The organism is uncultured Pseudoteredinibacter sp., assembly GCF_947500695.1.
Classification (GTDB): domain Bacteria; phylum Pseudomonadota; class Gammaproteobacteria; order Pseudomonadales; family Cellvibrionaceae; genus Pseudoteredinibacter.
Map to the genome: position 1 here is coordinate 188,234 of NZ_CANMSS010000007.1, position 17,109 is coordinate 205,342.

The window sequence follows — 17,109 nt, forward strand, 5'->3', positions numbered from 1 at the left end:
TTCAGCAATGGAGAAGCCAACAGAAATGGATTCATTCTTAGGTAGGTATGATATTGAGCGGTCAGTGGTCAATGGAAACAATGGCGAGCCTGACATTCATGAAGGATACAACAGGGAAACCGGCGACTGCGTACTTTTGAAAATTTGGCCGCGCAATGATCGGGTCAATGATGAAGACTTACTATCCCTTTGGCAAAACGAAATAAGGCAAATCCAGCAACTCTCTGAGTATCCAGGTGCTTCAGATTACCTCCTAACTATGCACGAGGCTGGATCTGATGCTGAGGGCTTTTATCTTGTACTTGAATCTGATGGAAAACTACCGTTAGCTTGGCATAAGAGCAATCAACTTAAACGAAAAACACTTACCCTCGGTCATAAAGTCCGAAAGCTTGCATGGTGCAACTTGTCCCGAGTAGCCAAAGGGCTTGATATTCTACATTCAAGAGGACTCATTCATCGTAATCTAGACGAAGGGTCTATTTATACGGAGCATGGAAATTCCCCAGACTACCAACTTGGTGGGTTTGAGTGGAATATACGTTTGAACTCATATGACCCTACTCTACAATCCAAAGGGAATAAAAATGATGAAACCAAATACCACTCTTTTGAACAAGATTGGATTTCATTCGGAAAATTAGCATTAAGAAGTATCGGGATAGATCCTTCAAAATTTTCTCAGACTCCAAACATGGATAACGGATCCATCGGAAAAAAGCTAAATGAATCTGAGAAGCAACTGCTAAGAGGTCTCCTATTTCCATCAATAACGGAGCCATTAGACGGTGATTTTATAATCAAAAATATCGATCAGATTATTAGTGAATATTCCTCATTGTCTGAACGTGAAGTGCTATCTCTTAATCTGACATATATTCACAATAAGATAGCATCGCAGCTATCAGAATCGATAGTTAACGAAGGTCTTACATATTTCGATATAACTAACAGAGATTCTTTATTGGATTTCCTCAACGAGGATTTATTAGACGCAGAGCTGTTGGAGCTAAAACCAATACAACAAAAACCCTATAGATTTGCATTAGCTGGTAACACAAATACATACTTTTTAGAGGAGCATTCTGAGCATGGGTGGAAGTTTCCAGTTCTAGCAGGAGTTTTAAATAAGAGTCTTTCAGACAAATCCATCTTGAAAAGAAAGACAGTCCCTCAGAGAAGCCTGCGAATTATTACTCCTCGAGACCTAAATAAAAATACTCTTGGACTAAAATCTCAGGCTGACAATTGGGAACTAATGATTGATGGTGATGATTCATTTGAAGCTCAAGATGTGACCAAGCTTTATCGAGATGCCTTTTCGTTACTTCACATAATTGAAGGTTTACAGCAGGCCACTGAAATTTGGTCTGTAACAGTAAGTGAGTCCCGGGATCGTAACGACGGAAAATATGAGTACACCCTAAGACACACCGAAGAATCGAGTCGAGAGAAACTATCTGATGCGCTGGGGATCAAACCGCCGGTTGAGCGTCTTTTGGAGGTTGTGGAAATCCCTTTGGAAAAAAATGAAGGTTGGGCGGCTACGCGAGATGGGCGATTGTCTGTCAAAAATGAGCCTCACGAGCTGATATATATTGAGACAATCAGTCCTGATAGTGAGAACCCAGGATTTAGGTTTGCTTGCGGAGCTCAATTTACGTTAGACGAAAAAATATACCTAAGAACTACGAATAGCTTGCGTGGAACTGATTTGATGAAGCGCCGCCGTGATCTAATACAAAAGCTAGATAAATATCAAGGGCTAGTGAAAGCGTTATCATCTCCGTTGATTGCCGCTAAAAATAGCTATGATGAGCTACCAATATCGAGCTTAACCTCTCTGGATGAATCGAAAGAACGAGCCGTATCTGAGATTCTTAGAGTACTACCTATTTATTTTTTACAGGGGCCACCTGGTGTCGGTAAAACATTTCTAGTGACTGAGCTTATCAAACTATGTTTTCAGAGACATCCATCTAGTCGAATTATTGTAAGCGCTCAAGGTCACGATGCCGTTAATAACTTAATGGGAAGAATAATCTCTGAATTTGAGTCTGTTGACGAAAGCATGCGTCCCCTGATGGTTCGGTCTAAAAGTGATCGCGATACAAATGCAGACGAAAGAATACAAATACGCTCTCAGGCGAAGACCATTGTTGATAATCTCATAAACAGTAAACTATTCATTGGCGCCCCTGACGCTTTGAAAGAAAAAGTACACGCCCTAGAGGAAAAATTTAATAATAAAAATATGGGCTCCTCAATTCCAGACAAAGCTCTTGAATCACTTATATTTAGATCAGCAAATATTGTTTTTTCAACAGCAAATTCTAGGGATATGTCTGAGCTCGTTAATTCTTCTTCATTTTTTGACTGGAGTATTGTCGAAGAAGCTGGAAGGGCAACAGGTTCAGAGCTTCTTGCCCCCATGATGTTGTCTCATAGAAGATTGCTTATAGGTGATCCTAATCAACTGCCTTCTTTTGGGGAAGATAGAGTACAAAGACTATTAGAAAGCCCTTTGAACCTACAAAATGCGCTTGAATCAGCACAAAAGCTTCTAAGCAATTCATTCAATGATGTAAACACTGATGTCCTTCTAGACATGCTTAACGATCAGGCTTCTTCGGATACTTTTGTTAATGTTGTTAGCCGAATGTTGACTCTTTTTTCTTCGCTATATCAAGAAACCTTCGCTAAACGCGGATCTCTTCCAGTTGCTGGAAGGTTGGAGGAGCAACATAGAATGCACCCTGACATTGCCGATATGGTTTCCAAAATATTTTATGACTCCTCCATTGGAACAGCAAAAAAATGTTATGACAGGGAGAGCCTTCCCAGTACATTCTTTTTTAAGATGCGTTCAGGATTGTTTAAAGCCCCAATTGTCATCGTTGACCTGCCGTACATGAATGAGCACAAAATGCAATGGGCTGGAGAGAGAGCTCCCGCACACCATAATCCCTATGAAGTAAACGCAGTTATTGAGATACTCAAAAATTTGCGAGCATCTAAAAGCGCAAAAAAACCGCCTAGCATAGCCATTCTTTCGCCCTATAATGAGCAGGTGTTTAGGTTGCGTCAAGATATATATGGACGGATGAGTAACGAACTTTCTCACTTAAAGTATTTTGAGAACTGCAATGAATGCGTTCATACGATAGATTCATTCCAAGGCAAAGAGTCTGATATCGTTATAGTTTCACTTGTTAGAAACAATACTCGTTCCTGGAAAAGAGGCTTAGGAATACTCGGAGATCCACGGCGAATGAATGTTCTTCTTAGTAGAGCAAAATCAAAAATAATCGTTGTAACAAGCCTCAAATTTCTTCAACTACGCTTTACTCCAGGAAAGCATATTGAAAAAGGCGACGATCTATTTTTTCTAAAACATTGGCTTGAATTTTTAGAAGCCAAAAGCAACTCTTGTCAATTAGATTCGACCGCTGTTTCGATAATTCCATATGCTCGGCTGGGGTTGGGGAGGGGTAGGAAATGACGAGTTCTCATATAGTTCTTCTGCCCGTTTATCGTGGATTACTACATTCAATCATTGAAAAAGGAATTCAATGGAGCGATATAGAGCACTTAATTCTCTATGGTCTCACAACTGGAGATTTTACAATAACGGAGTATCAAAGTTATTCTGGCTTGCCAAAAACTCTCATCTCCGAGACGATTTCAAGACTCATGCACGCAGGGTGGGTTGAGATTCAAGAAACTACAGAAAGAATTTCCTTTCGTGCTTCTCAGAGAGGGCTGGCTGTAGTTGATAGAGAAAGTTTGCCCTCAATGGTAAATGAAGTTCAGAGAAATATACACTATATAATAGACAAATTGAGCTTCTCTGTATTTCCAATTGGAAAGATTACTCTGCTATCAGAATCCAGGGCTAACCGTTTAGTCGCTAGTATGGGCGAAAATCCCCCTCATATCCTGACTCCTAACTACACTGATCAAGAATTACCAGGAATCTTCGAAGTTACCGAAACGATTTTAACAAATCCAGATGAGAAGTTTTTAAGGCACAATTCACAGAAGTCGTGGATAAATCGTAATTCCTTTGTAAAGCTAATCGTAACAGACAGCCAGATAGAAGGGTTACCGAGCAGCATAGCAACCTCCCTTGAGCAATTAATAGTCGATAACGTTAAACAACGCGCGAAGCTAAAATCGTCAGAAAAAAAGGATATTGAATTACGGAAACCAAGAAGGCAAGAATGGAAATCAAGGAGATTGACGATTAACCAAGAGGATGTCGTTATAGGAGGCCCCTCTCATAAATCACTCCTTGAAAGAGTATTTGAAGAATCCAGAAGAAGGATAATTATTCATTCGACCTTTGTTGATATCGAAAAATTTGGGGAGAAAGTAGAGCTTTTCAAGGTGGCTGCTAATCGAGGAGTACAAGTAAGTTTACTATGGGCTATGCCTAAAGATGATAATGGTGCAGGTAAAAAGCTTAGGAAATGCCGTGAAATACTCAATGAAAATGGGCTTAGTCAAAGCGTAAAACTGCACTCTGCACCTACAAATTCACACGCAAAATTGATCATGGCTGATGATGGTAGTGAGGGGTATTTTGCCATCATAGGATCATGTAACTGGTTGTACTCTGGATTCGAGCCGCTTGAAATATCGGTAAAAATTTGTAATCCACATATAGTGGCAGATTGTCTAAGTGTGATTGAAAGGCTAATTCGACGCCCTAAAAATAGAGAGGAATTGCTGCGCGAACAAATTGTTGCATTGGAACATCGACTACGCTCCACACCTGATATCCGCGAGGGAGATTCTTTTGCTGAACTTGTTTCTTCATCTGGACACGAGGAATATGTAATGCAAGCTCGTGATACCGCAAAAGACTATATATTTGTTGCAAGTGATCGACTCGGTGGAGCAGCAGAAACACAGATATTGGTTCCCACTGATAGCGTGGCCCAACGCAAACCAGTTAATATTACAGTAAGTTACAATCGTCGTTCTGGAGTCGCCAAGGAAAAAGAAACCCTTCCTGCTCTAGAGGAGAAATATAAAAATACCGTAAATATTATTAGAAAAAAGGGGGCGCACGCGAAAGTACTATGTTGGGATTCTGATAACGTCGTAATCACTAGCTTAAACTGGCTTTCTAAAGATGCTAATGACCCTAATTGGCTGGGTGAAATTGGCGTTTATCTTCAATCACCAGGTATAGCTGATTATATTAAGGATATGTACTTAAAGAGTTGAAATGTTACATTGTATGTACCGGCTACGAAGGAAGGGGGTAGAAATCACGAACTTTAATTTTGTCGAATGACAGCAGTTGGGTATGCTCAACCTTTTAGTATGTACTTCGGTATGCCTGCTACTGGCCGAAAAACGATATAGCAGATGGCGGAGACTGCTAAAGAGCAGTTAGATCACATATATTACTGCGCGATTGGTGAGTGTTCGATAAAGCTTAGATTTCTATAGTGAAGATGCCCTGGCGATGCAAAGGCTTCGATCGGGCGCTCAATCCTATTCTTGCAGCTCAGGCGAGTATCCAAGCCCAATTGATGTAATGGTCCCAAAACAGCGAAGGCTCTCCATGTATAAACATTAATCACACTCTCCCGTTTCTGAATTGAAGACACAGCCAAGCCCGCAGTTTGGTTTCATCTAATTTGTAAATCAACCTTGGGAATATCTAGCCAAACATGAAGCGGAGAGCTACAATTTAGGCTAGGGGAGGTTTGCATAATTACTCACTGATATGTCGATTTTCCAAAAAAAGTTACAAGTCAATAATATAATTACATTGTGTATGTTTGCGTGAGCTAGTGTTTTAGGCCCAAAATCCGACTGGTAGTAACACTAACCAAGTGAGATAATACCAAGCTGGAAGATAGTTGATCAATTTGGCCTTTTCTATTATCTGTACTACCCACCAATTGTTTCAATTCAGGAATATATCGCTTTAGAAGTACCATTCACATGCACTATTTTTCCATCTGATCCTAGACTATTGATCATGACTCCCCATGGATACTTTATTATTTCATTTCTGTTGTACTCGTAGATGATACACTTAGGGTGATTGCGACTTACTTGTCGTCCCATAGAGAAGTTAAATGAAGCTTGAGCAGCACAAAAGATGTGTACTTTTTCTACTCCATCACTGTTTAGACGCTTTAGTAATTCACGAAACTCTGATTGGAAAGCTTGTAATTTTTCCAGCGACCTCATGTTATCGTATCTAATACTAGGCATTGTTACGCGAATACAAGGAAATGTAGGGGCAACTTTTCGAACGTCCTCAATACTAACTGGATGACTTATTTCCATGATTAAAGCTACCTCAGAATTGGTTTGATAATCCTTAAGGTCAATAATCGGTTTATTGCTATCGCCATATCCACCCAGTTGATACCAAGAGCTCCCGTCTCTATCATAGTCCCATGTAACTAATTTATAAGTACTTCCGAGAAGATAGCCCGCTAAGAAACCAAGGGGGACGGGAGGGGTACCTCCATAATGAATTGTAATTTCTCTGCTACCCGCTTGCTGTATTTTTGACTTTAGCGTGTCTATAAGCGAATGCATTGTAAGCGATGTAGCTCCATCGGGATTGTTCACAACATTATTCGAATAATATGGATACAAATCAATTGGTAAAGTATCACTACCACCAGGTATCCGGGATACAGCATTTATCAAAGGGCTTCCGAGCTTTTCTCTTAACGCAGTATGCTCAATAACTAGATTCAGTACCTTTCTTCTCTTTTTAATTATGTAAATGGATTCCCCAACAACCATCAGCAGACCAATAATACCTACACCTGTTAAAATCCATTCGATGAAAAAACTGTTATTGTTGGCTTCTATAGATACTGAGGTTGTCGAGCCATCCGCAGCTCTATGTATTACGTCAAAAGAGGCCAGGTTAGCACCGCCAAAACCTGTCAAGCATAAAAAAATACCTGCTTTCATGACTAAATTAACTGGTCTTGTAAGCCAAGTTAATATCTTCCAGGAGAATGATTTTAAAAATTTAATGGTGTCTTTCATTTCTGATTGTACTTTTCCAGCTTGATTAGTTTGCCGCTACTTGCATCACCTTCCCAGCAGGCTATCTCTTTAGTTCCTAGAATTATGAAATAGAGTTTGTTACCTTCATAGGTGTCATTTTCTAGTACATTAAGCCAGTCCTTTATGTCCGTTTTTGAGGGTGTCGGGTAGGGCTCTGGATGAGAGTGCCAATTTCCAACATAAGCGCAGGTGGAGCTTGATTCACGCCACTTTCTATGAGCATACTTTTCATGTCCGTTGCCCCGATAGAACGCTGTGCGCTTTCTCCTGTCTCCTCGCATTGGCCTCGAAATATCATCAACAGCAATATGTGTGGAAGCAAGCAGGTGTCTACCGAGGAGTAGCCCGCCTCCCTCAAGTGATGTGCGCTTTAGCTGCCTATATCCTAAAAGCAATTTAACTACTTGGTCATCTATTATTAACCGGCCCCCATCAGACTTACTGAACCGAATGGTCTGATCCACAGGCTTTGCAGTTGTTGGCAATATAACGATGCTCATCTTGTAATTGTTTATCTTCTGCTTTCTTATACCAATTTGATGCTTGGTGGCCATTCGCTTCCAGCTCTTCAGACGTCCCTCTCCAGCTGTATATAGTGTTTGATCGCTGCCCATTGAGAACTCCTAGTACAGCACGTGTTGCTAAAATTGATGTTTGTAAAGCGTCTACATTTGAATAGGGAGTAAATACACCGCCGCATCCACCGACATGCTTACTTATTGTTTGCCCTTGCGCTATAAAACTAGTTCGCGGATGGGGCTTAAACCCCGATGACCTTGTGTAAAGACATTCTAAGCAACCTTTTTTTTCTGGGCGGGCAACTTGCATAACATGCCCGCCGATACCAAATCCGTCCTGCCATGCGTAAATTACCGGAGTGCGAATATCGGATTCATGATGATGGATATTCAGTGCCAACTCTGAACTAAAGTCACCTGTTGAGGATATAACAGTGTCGTAATTGTCTAGATCGATTTCCTCAATGAACTGGCGGATATTCGCCTTTACAGGTACAACCTTGACCCCTGGTATGTTTAACTCGATTTCCCATTTCAATGCATCCACCTTAAGGGCATGTTGAGCAGGGTCAATAAAGCTTGCACCTAGTGCATGGCGATGGATATTTTCAGGTGTCAATATGTCAGTATCTACGAGATGTATCTCACCTACACCCGATTTAGCCAAGTTCATAGCAATGTACGAACCCACTGACCCGCATCCAAATAGAAGAACTTTTTTGTCTGATAAATCGGTGTTTGCTCCGCCTCGTGCTTTCAAATACGTAGGCGATTGATTTCGTAGATGTAGCGGCACAACACACCAGTCTGCACTTGAAGACTTAGCTGGATGCTGAGCTTTCTCTTTGCGGTGAAAACGCACTCCCCATAAGGCGAATTCACCACTCGGCTTAGGGTGTGAAAAGATAATGCTAAAAAAGTTTGACCATTTTTCACTTTCTATCCAATCAAGGTACCTCTCAAGTACGCTAGCTTCAGCATGCTTTTTTATGATCTCGAGGATATCTTCCGCAGTCCATAAAGACAGCAATGGTGGTGGCTCTACTTTATCTGCTAGAGGTATATATGGTATTTTCCTCTGCTTTGATCCCTTGATCCTATTTATCGGAGCGTATAAAGTCTCCTCATTTAGCTTTTCATCTACAATAGCCAAGATGTTTGGGGTGCGTGTTTTTCTAGAATTTTTAGTATCTTCAAATGCGGTAAGAGTTTTAAACTCACTACCCAATTCAAAGAAGCATAGAGTTGGCGCGTAGTCTGAAGGAAGGCTTTCCCAATAGTCTTCAAAATCCTGGTGTAGGTCTTTTTTAGAGGAGTCTTCTGAGTGCTCTTTTAATGTTTCAAGTGCTTCTACAATACATCCTTTCAAGACATTTACTGGATCCCTTATGTCTGCGGCTAATCCTTGAGTGTCTTTATAGCAAATACTGCCCCTCCAATTCAGATGCCCAAAAGGAGCAAATGGTGGATTCACTAGTAAGGAGATTCTAGGGAGATCATAGGGAAACCCATCAGGAACACTAATAGCTAAATCCCAAGTATTCTCCTCGTAGGACGCAGAGATCTTGTAGGTTGGGAGAGAGCTCCTTGGTAAGGCTAGTAATTTATTCGGTTTGAATTCTTCAAAACTATTGATGAAGGGAAGCGCGCGCAAAGCCGCCTCTACATCGGCAACACTCAAACCCATTAAGAAGAAGACCCGGTATTATTAATGCTAATTGCGGTAGCCTTTGCTGTCTCTGAAGCTAGTGGTACTGGAAAGTCGGGAAGGTGTTTCTTGATCTCTTTGCACCCTTTGTCAACTCTTTCCTCTTTTTCTGCGTAGACTAACGCTTCTTTTAAAGATTCAAGTTTTTCCTTCAGCTCTGTCATTTGACGGTCGGTAAGCTTTTCAAATACATCGTTAGCTGGCATCACTGGTAAGATAACTTTTAATCTATATTGCGATTCTCCATTGTCATTGATACCAACTGGTTTAAATGACGTAATGATATTCGAGATCGTCTTACGTAGAGCTATCAGATCATTGGGTGTATCTTCATAAGTGTCTATTTCAGATGAAAAATGATCCATTGCCGCCAAGCATAGTCCGATGCTAGGTACGGTATAACTACTAAATTTTTTACTCTTCCAGGCTTTAAGATATTTCACAATACGCCGAAATTGATAACGCTCACTATCATTTGAGTATTTCCCGTTGATCTCATCGTTTAATCCCTCGGGATCAGACTGAACCCAATCCTCTGAGGAAGAGCTCTTACCCCATGCCAGATCATATCCAACTGAATCATCACGCTTTACATAGATAGGCATATCAACATGGTAATCAGGGTCCCCATTTTTTATATACTGAGTAGTGATACAGGGGTTTTTGATCACCGGAGACCTGCTGGAATGCTCAAGAGCTTCTTTCACAAGCTTCTTAAGCTTCATTGCACCAATGTCATCCTTAGTGCAGTCAAACAAAACACCTACATCAATATCGTAGTCACCATTTGCTGGGTTAATGCCCGTATAAGTGGCATACGAGCCTTGAAGGAAGTATTTATCAACACTTGGAGCGTCATCGTTATTTTTTAGAGCTGCTTCAAGGTTCTGCTTTAGGATCTCCCGCTTTTGTCTCAATAGCTCATTTTCGTTTGAAAGCTTGATGTCATCATGAAAGGCGTCGAATTGTTTCTGTAAATCAGCCATATTGTTTTGCTCGCTTCTACTCAAGAGTTTGTGCACTGCTGCAATCCCTAGTGCTCCTAGGGCCACAATTGCGAATGGGTTCATAAAGTTAGGTGCCTTAAGTAATCAACCTGAATGAACAATTAGGCTGGGTATGTAACCACTCAAAAATGACTGAGTGATTCCTAAGCAAGCTGTGTTTACTGAACGCGAAAGGGGAGAGATGATCGATCAATACTACTTTACATCGAGGAATATTTCCGCGGATCCCATGAAAGAACGATATTTTAACTAGACTACTCATTTTCCAAGCCTCTACGTGGTACTTATCACCTTAATTTCTCTATACCTGGAGGCTTTTTATCTTATTTATGCCGTTAGGGATTCCTTTAAGAGATTTTTTCTCCTTAATCCGGTGTTTATAATACCACCAATTATGTCTTAGACAACCTCTTCAAGAGATTTTTTCTCATTAATCACTTAAAATATGCCAAAATAGGCTGAAAGGATGTGTGCTTGGAGGGAGATTCTCCTTAATTGGTTAAAAAACATGCTAATTAGATTTCGTGTAGGCAATTTCAGCTCTTTTCGTGAACCGGTTGAATTTTCGATGGTTCCAACACGGGAAAAAGCCCACCGTGACCTACATCTGTACAAATCGCATTCAGTGAAAGAGCGCGATCTTCTTAGGGCGGCTGTAATATATGGAGCCAATGCTTCTGGTAAGAGTAACTTTATTAAGGCGTTTTCTTTCGCTGAGAGATTCATAACTAAGGGAGTCAGGCCCCAAAGGGCGATTGGGGCTAATGCATTTAAATTAGATCAAGATTGTAAAGACCGCCCTTCTAGCTTCTATTTTGAAATTCAAATGGAGAACAAGATGTTTTCTTATGAATTCTCAATTACCAATGAAGCCGTAATATCCGAATCACTTAGTGAGCTTACTAAGACAAAGACTAAACTGCTTTTCACAAGGTCATTTGATAGCGATGAGAACAGGTTTGAGTTTGGTGGGTTTTTGGGGAAGCTGAGTAAAGAAGATAAGCAAAAACTGGTTTTCGTTAGTGAAGGAACTAGGAAGAATCAGCTATTTGTAACTGAAAGTATAGAAAGGAATTTAGACTTCTTTAAACCTGTTTACGACTGGTTTAGCAAGTGTATTAGGGTCTTTACACCACAAAGTATTGGTCATGGAGTTGAGTTTAGACTAGGTAATGATGAGGAATTTAAGGAGTTTTTGACCGAAGTATTATCTGAGTTTGACCCATCAGTTGTAGGAATCGAATCTCAATTGGTAGGTGCTGAGGCCGCTTTAGATTTTCCACCTAGATTGTTTGAAGATCTAAACGATGAGCTAGACAACGGTGTGGCAGTGTTTGTTGCAGATGTTGTCAAAGGTAACCGATCTGTTGTTTTGAAAAAAGATGGTGAATTAAAGCTGCTTAAGATTTTTACGCAGCACGAAAGTATAGATAACGGAGAGAAGGTTACATTCGATCTAGAAGAAGAATCGGATGGCACGAGAAGGCTGATTGAGCTTGCTCCATTGTTTTTCGAGCTATTGAGATCAGAAGAGGTCGTAATTGCATTTATAGATGAGCTTGATAGAAGCTTGCATCCCTTGCTGACTAGAAGATTGCTAGATATCTTCTTACGCCATAGAAAAGGTCACATGGCGCAAATAGTCATCTCTACACACAACTCTGTATTACTAGATGTAGATTTACTAAGAAGAGATGAAATATGGTTTATAGATAAAGGGGACGGTTCTTCTAAGCTTAAGTCGCTTCAAAGAGACTTTAATCCTAGATATGACAAGGATATACGAAAAGATTATCTTTACGGGTCATATGGGGGCATTCCTAGGATTAGAAATAGCTAGCTAAGAGTTCAAATACATCTTCTAGTATATTCTCTATTGATTCGTTGGTGGTCTGATTTTTTGGTTTGGTGTGTCAGTGTGGTTATCGTAAATGTAAAGGTTTGGTTGATTATTCAGGTTGTGGTGACACTTAACAAGTTTCTATTATCACCGCACGCCGCCTTCCTCTGTTTCGATCGCAGCAAAGTAAGGTGTTAAAGATCAATTGCTACAATCATGGATATAAATCAAGGGATAAAAGCTTTTAGAAGAGGAATGCTCAAGATTAAAGAAGAGGGATATAGCTTCTCATATCTTGATCAGTTTCCAAATGAATGTTGTGAGTTCTCCTCATATTTGTTGGCCAAGTATCTAATCGAAGAACATGGTCTGTTAAATGTAGAAATGCTAAGGGGAAAAAATCGGTTTAAGCACAAGCAAAGGCATATATGGCTCAGGTCAGGAGACAAGGATATTGATATTGCTGCCAATCAATTTTCATCCACAGATAAAACCGTATTCTTTGAGGCTTTTAGTGAGTGGCACAAGCGATACTGCATCTATGAAGTAGAGAAGCCTGATCCAAGCTTCGACCGGTTTCAGGAAGAATGTAGAGCTCAACTTCTTAAAGACTATGAAAGAATTCTGTGCCACGTAATACCCTGAATAAGCAAATCTAGATAGTGCTTATAGCGTGCTGCTTTGGGCGTTATCAATTATCTGTTATTAACTGAATGAGTATATAACAGGTAGAGGGGGCTACTTAAGAACCGTCAGGTTGGATATCTCCTTGAGATTGACCTTTGTCCGATAAAGCCTAGATTTCTACAGCCTGGGTCTGGCAGTGTGGTTGGAGCGAGATGTAACCCTAGTGTAACCCCGACAAAACCTAGTTTTCTGACCAGTTGTGAGCTTGAGATAGGAGGCGAATAGTTTGGAGGGTGGGGTTACGCAATTGTGAACCCTGGGAGAACTGTCTTGGAGGTTTGGATTTTTGTAAGATGTTGATTTATATGGTGAAAATGGTGGGCCTTCCCAGACTTGAACTGGGGACCTACCGATTATGAGTCGGGTGCTCTAACCAACTGAGCTAAAGGCCCATTTTCACTTTTTACAACTTTTTCGATCCAGCCCTATTGATTATGAGTCGAGTGCTCTAACCAGCTGAGCTAAGGGCCCTAAGAGATGAAAGTCATCAAATTAGGCGAGGGATTATAATCGCCTCGCCTCAATTACGCTAGATCTCTAGCGGTTTTTTTCTCATGCTTTCAATAGCTTAGCCTGCCGGGTAAATATAGCTAGCCTGCAAGCCTAGTGGGATGCCAAGGCCCCAGTAGATTAGTAGGAAAGCGGTCCAGGTAAGCAGTAGCGCAATTGAGTATGGCAGCATCAGTGATAGCAGGGTGCCGATGCCGGTGCTCTTCACATAGCGTTGGCAGTACACAACAACTAATGGGAAGTAGGGCATTAGCGGGGTGATGATATTACTTGACGAGTCGCCCACTCGGTAGGCTGCCTGAGTTAGATCTGGGGATATACCAATTTGCATTAGCATTGGGACTAGGATTGGGCCTATAAGAGCCCACTTGGCCGATGCTGAGCCCACAAACAGGTTAACAAAGGCTGTCAGGAAAACAATGCCCGCCATGGTGACCATGCTAGGCAGAGCCAAGGTTTTTAACACTTCGGCGCCGTTTACGGCCAGTAGTGCGCCTAGGTTTGATTTGCCAAAGGCATCAATAAATAGCGAGCAGAAAAAAGCCATCACAATATAGTAAGACATGCCTTCCATGCCTTTGCTCATGGCGCCAATCACATCTTTGCTGCTTCTAAATGTGCCGGCTATATAACCGTAAACTACACCTGGGATCACAAACAAAAGAAAAATCAGTGGCACAATCGAGCGCATAATTGGAGCGCTGAATGAGGCTAGTTCGCCGTTTGCTGCGCGCAAAGGCGATGTCGACGGTAGTGCGACGGCGATCAAGATACCAAGGCCAATAATCATGGTGATGGTAGCCCAGCGTAATGCCGAGCTTTCTTTCTCACTCAGCTCGCCGAACTTCGGCAGGTCTTCGGTATCGCCATCAACTGCTGTATTCGCTAAGCGTGGCTCGATAACCTTGTCGGTTAAATACCAGCCCACTAGAACCACCAATATGCTGGAAGCTGAGGTGAAAAAGTAGTTGTTCAGTGGGTTAATTAGAATTTCTGGGTCCGCAATCTGAGCGGCAGTCTGGGTGAAACTCTGGAGTAGAGGGTCAATGGCTGAAGGCACGAAGTTGGCGCTGAAGCCGCCGCTGACGCCGGCAAAGGCTGCAGCGATACCGGCAAGCGGATGTCTGCCCATGGCGGTATAGATTACCCCAGCTAATGGGATTACCAATACATAGCCCGCATCGGTTGCTGTGTGGCTAACAATGGCGACCAGAATGACGGAAGGGGTGAGTAGGCTCTTAGGGGTGGCATCGAGCATGCGCTTAATGCCGGCATTGATAAAGCCAGAGTGCTCAGCAACCGCAACGCCTAACATTGCTACCAATACTACGCCTAAGGGGGCGAAGCCGGTGAAGATTTTTACCATGCGCGATAGGAAGTCGGCAAGGGAGTCTCCGGTGAGCAGATTATTAACCACGATGGCTTCGCCGGTACGTGGATCGAGGGCGTCGAATTGAAAATTCGACATAATGGCTGAAAGCCCCCACACGATAAGTAAGCTGATTAAAAAGATAACAGCGGGGTCTGGCAGTTTATTACCAATGATTTCGACTTTGTCGAGCATCCGGCTCAGGCGGGTAGATTCGCCGGCAGCGGGTGATGAGGTCTCGCTCATGTTGTTGGTCCTGTGCTTAGGATAATTGTTATACGCATAGGTTTCGATGATTCGAATTGCGTTGCGACCGAGGGATTATGGCATTAAGCGTAAGGCTGGAAAACCACTCATGGGAAATGCGGATCGGAATTCGGACTTTGTTCGCAATGTTGACTGAATGGCGTGCAGGGAATGACTGTAGCAGAGGGCAGAATTAAAAAAGGCGACTAAAAAGCCGCCTTTATAAGTGTTTCTAGATGAAGTTACTCATCCAAAAAGCTACGTAAATGATCTGAGCGTGAAGGGTGACGCAGCTTGCGCAATGCCTTAGCTTCGATCTGACGGATACGCTCACGGGTTACGTCGAACTGCTTGCCCACTTCCTCAAGGGTGTGGTCGGTGTTCATGTCGATACCAAAGCGCATGCGCAGTACTTTTGATTCACGTGCAGTAAGGCCGCCCAATACATCGCGAGTTGCTTCGGTTAGGCCTTCGCCTGTAGCCGACTCCACCGGAGAGGTAATGGTGTGGTCTTCAATAAAGTCACCAAGATGTGAATCTTCATCGTCACCGATTGGGGTTTCCATGGAGATAGGTTCTTTAGCGATCTTCAATACCTTGCGGATCTTGTCCTCTGGCATGTCCATACGTTCGCCCAGCTCTTCTGGAGTAGGCTCGCGCCCCATTTCCTGAAGCATTTGACGAGATACACGGTTTAGCTTGTTGATCGTCTCAATCATGTGCACTGGGATACGAATAGTACGAGCCTGATCCGCAATAGAGCGGGTAATGGCCTGACGGATCCACCAAGTTGCATAGGTAGAGAACTTGTAACCACGACGGTATTCAAACTTATCAACCGCCTTCATTAGGCCAATATTACCTTCTTGGATAAGATCCAAGAATTGCAGGCCGCGGTTGGTATACTTTTTGGCAATAGAGATAACCAAACGTAAGTTAGCCTCAACCATCTCTTTCTTGGCGCGACGGGCACGAGCTTCGCCGATCGACATGCGACGGTTAATCTCTTTAATGTCAGCCAGTGCCAAATTGCTGTTTTCTTCAATTTGGGCCAATTTGCGTTGCGCACGCTGAATATCAGGGAGATAGCGCTTTAGAGCTTCTGAATAATCGCGTTTCTTCTTGATAACCTCGGTAATCCAGTCATCATTAATTTCATTACCTGGAAATTCTTTGATGAAGGTTTTGCGTGGCATTCTCGCCTTGCGAACCACGCGATCCATGATTAGGCGCTCTTGCTGACGCACCTGATTCAAAGTGTCACGAATGTCGTTGTACAGAGGGTCGAATTGACGTGGTGGCAACTTGAAGAACTTGAAGATTTCCCCCAATGCAGCCTGCTCTTTTGCGGCCTGCTTACTGCCTGCGCCGTGCTTCTCAAGAGCCTTAACGGTTTTCTTTAGCTGTGCTTCCAGCTTGCCAAAGCGTTCTTTGGCTTCTTCTGGGTCGATACCGTTGTTGTTGTCGTCTTCGTCGTCGTCATCGTCGTCAGAGCTTTCAGCCATGGCTTCGGCCGCTTGAGCTTGAGCAAGAGCAGAAGGGACGTCGTCAGCAGGGTCTAACCAGCCAGAAATAACATCAGGAAGGCGACGCTCTTCTTTGTCGATCAACTTGTATTCATTGATAAGGTTTTCAACAGAGCCGGGCCAGTAAGACATGGCTTGCATGAGCTCACGAACACCTTCTTCAATGCGCTTGGCGATAGAAATCTCGCCTTCACGGGTTAGTAGCTCTACGGTACCCATTTCGCGCATATACATGCGCACTGGGTCGGTGGTACGACCGGCTTCGGTTTCAACCGCAGCCAAGGCGGCCGCAGCTTCAGCGGCGGCGATTTCATCGGCAGAAGAGTCACCATCTGTCATCAAGATTTCATCGGCATCAGGTGCAGTTTCGTACACCTTGATGCCCATGTCATTGATCATCTGGATGATATCTTCAACCTGATCTGGGTCAGAAATGTCCTGAGGAAGGTGATCATTGACCTCGGCGTAAGTAAGGTAGCCTTGCTCCTTACCGCGGGCAATGAGTTCCTTAATGCGGGACTGTTGCTGTTGGGCGTTATCGCTCATTCGTGACCTATAAGTTATGCTGGCGAGATAAACAAGAGATTATAGCGCATAAATAAGGGCTTATTCTAGAAAATCAAGCCTGCGCACTGCTTT

At 42.6% G+C, this 17,109-nt stretch carries 10 protein-coding genes and 1 tRNA gene; 4 read left to right on the forward strand and 7 right to left on the reverse strand.

All coding sequences use genetic code 11. From position 1 onward, the window contains the following. Positions 1-7 precede the first annotated feature (7 nt). Together Q1A08_RS13965 and Q1A08_RS13970 are read left to right on the forward strand one after the other, a co-directional pair. Positions 8-3,502: an AAA domain-containing protein gene (locus Q1A08_RS13965; protein WP_299773946.1), complete on the forward strand. Its 3,495-nt coding sequence runs from the start codon at positions 8-10 to the stop codon at positions 3,500-3,502. After that, complete coding sequence (locus tag Q1A08_RS13970) at positions 3,499-5,235, forward strand: phospholipase D-like domain-containing protein (RefSeq protein ID WP_299773948.1); 1,737 nt, start codon at positions 3,499-3,501, stop codon at positions 5,233-5,235. Before Q1A08_RS13965 ends, Q1A08_RS13970 begins: the two co-directional genes overlap by 4 nt. Before the next feature lie 696 nt (positions 5,236-5,931). Here the strand turns inward: Q1A08_RS13970 and Q1A08_RS13975 are convergent. The 4 genes from Q1A08_RS13975 to Q1A08_RS13990 are packed head-to-tail and all read right to left on the reverse strand — an operon-like array spanning position 5,932 to position 10,355. Further along, the gene (locus tag Q1A08_RS13975; RefSeq protein WP_299773950.1) at positions 5,932-7,038 is read right to left on the reverse strand and encodes an SAVED domain-containing protein; all 1,107 of its coding nucleotides are present in this window, start codon (positions 7,036-7,038) and stop codon (positions 5,932-5,934) included. Beyond that, the gene (locus tag Q1A08_RS13980) at positions 7,035-7,523 is read right to left on the reverse strand and encodes a Mov34/MPN/PAD-1 family protein (protein WP_299773952.1); all 489 of its coding nucleotides are present in this window, start codon (positions 7,521-7,523) and stop codon (positions 7,035-7,037) included. Before Q1A08_RS13980 ends, Q1A08_RS13975 begins: the two co-directional genes overlap by 4 nt. Then, positions 7,498-9,264, reverse strand: a complete 1,767-nt coding sequence (locus Q1A08_RS13985; protein ID WP_299773954.1) for a ThiF family adenylyltransferase — start codon at positions 9,262-9,264, stop codon at positions 7,498-7,500. Before Q1A08_RS13985 ends, Q1A08_RS13980 begins: the two co-directional genes overlap by 26 nt. After that, on the reverse strand, positions 9,264-10,355 hold the full coding sequence (locus tag Q1A08_RS13990) for a nucleotidyltransferase (RefSeq protein WP_299773956.1): 1,092 nt from the start codon (positions 10,353-10,355) through the stop codon (positions 9,264-9,266). Before Q1A08_RS13990 ends, Q1A08_RS13985 begins: the two co-directional genes overlap by 1 nt. Before the next feature lie 445 nt (positions 10,356-10,800). Here Q1A08_RS13990 and Q1A08_RS13995 point away from each other — a divergent pair, with 445 nt between their 5' ends. Both Q1A08_RS13995 and Q1A08_RS14000 read left to right on the forward strand, forming a co-directional pair. After that, a complete protein-coding gene (locus Q1A08_RS13995; protein ID WP_299773958.1) occupies positions 10,801-12,132 on the forward strand; it encodes an AAA family ATPase in 1,332 nt (443 codons plus the stop codon). A 216-nt stretch (positions 12,133-12,348) separates the two neighbouring features. Next, the gene (locus Q1A08_RS14000) at positions 12,349-12,777 is read left to right on the forward strand and encodes a hypothetical protein (protein WP_299773960.1); all 429 of its coding nucleotides are present in this window, start codon (positions 12,349-12,351) and stop codon (positions 12,775-12,777) included. Positions 12,778-13,134: 357 nt separating this feature from the next. Here Q1A08_RS14000 and Q1A08_RS14005 read toward each other — a convergent pair. The 3 genes from Q1A08_RS14005 to rpoD form a co-directional block, all read right to left on the reverse strand. Next, positions 13,135-13,211: transfer RNA gene (locus Q1A08_RS14005), tRNA-Ile, on the reverse strand. 176 nt (positions 13,212-13,387) lie between these two features. Further along, positions 13,388-14,944: an AbgT family transporter gene (locus tag Q1A08_RS14010; protein WP_299773962.1), complete on the reverse strand. Its 1,557-nt coding sequence runs from the start codon at positions 14,942-14,944 to the stop codon at positions 13,388-13,390. 242 nt (positions 14,945-15,186) lie between these two features. Further along, a complete protein-coding gene (rpoD, locus tag Q1A08_RS14015) occupies positions 15,187-17,016 on the reverse strand; it encodes an RNA polymerase sigma factor RpoD (protein WP_299773964.1) in 1,830 nt (609 codons plus the stop codon). Positions 17,017-17,109: the final 93 nt, after the last annotated feature.

What these genes read in the sequence shown, in the direction of transcription:
- Q1A08_RS14000 (WP_299773960.1), top strand. Translation starts at nt 12,349, where the DNA reads ATGGATATAAATCAAGGGATAAAAGCTTTTAGAAGAGGAATGCTCAAG.
- rpoD (WP_299773964.1), bottom strand. Translation starts at nt 17,016, where the DNA reads ATGAGCGATAACGCCCAACAGCAACAGTCCCGCATTAAGGAACTCATT.
- Q1A08_RS13975 (WP_299773950.1), bottom strand. Translation starts at nt 7,038, where the DNA reads ATGAAAGACACCATTAAATTTTTAAAATCATTCTCCTGGAAGATATTA.
- Q1A08_RS13965 (WP_299773946.1), top strand. Translation starts at nt 8, where the DNA reads ATGGAGAAGCCAACAGAAATGGATTCATTCTTAGGTAGGTATGATATT.
- Q1A08_RS13995 (WP_299773958.1), top strand. Translation starts at nt 10,801, where the DNA reads ATGCTAATTAGATTTCGTGTAGGCAATTTCAGCTCTTTTCGTGAACCG.
- Q1A08_RS13985 (WP_299773954.1), bottom strand. Translation starts at nt 9,264, where the DNA reads ATGGGTTTGAGTGTTGCCGATGTAGAGGCGGCTTTGCGCGCGCTTCCC.
- Q1A08_RS13970 (WP_299773948.1), top strand. Translation starts at nt 3,499, where the DNA reads ATGACGAGTTCTCATATAGTTCTTCTGCCCGTTTATCGTGGATTACTA.
- Q1A08_RS13990 (WP_299773956.1), bottom strand. Translation starts at nt 10,355, where the DNA reads ATGAACCCATTCGCAATTGTGGCCCTAGGAGCACTAGGGATTGCAGCA.
- Q1A08_RS14010 (WP_299773962.1), bottom strand. Translation starts at nt 14,944, where the DNA reads ATGAGCGAGACCTCATCACCCGCTGCCGGCGAATCTACCCGCCTGAGC.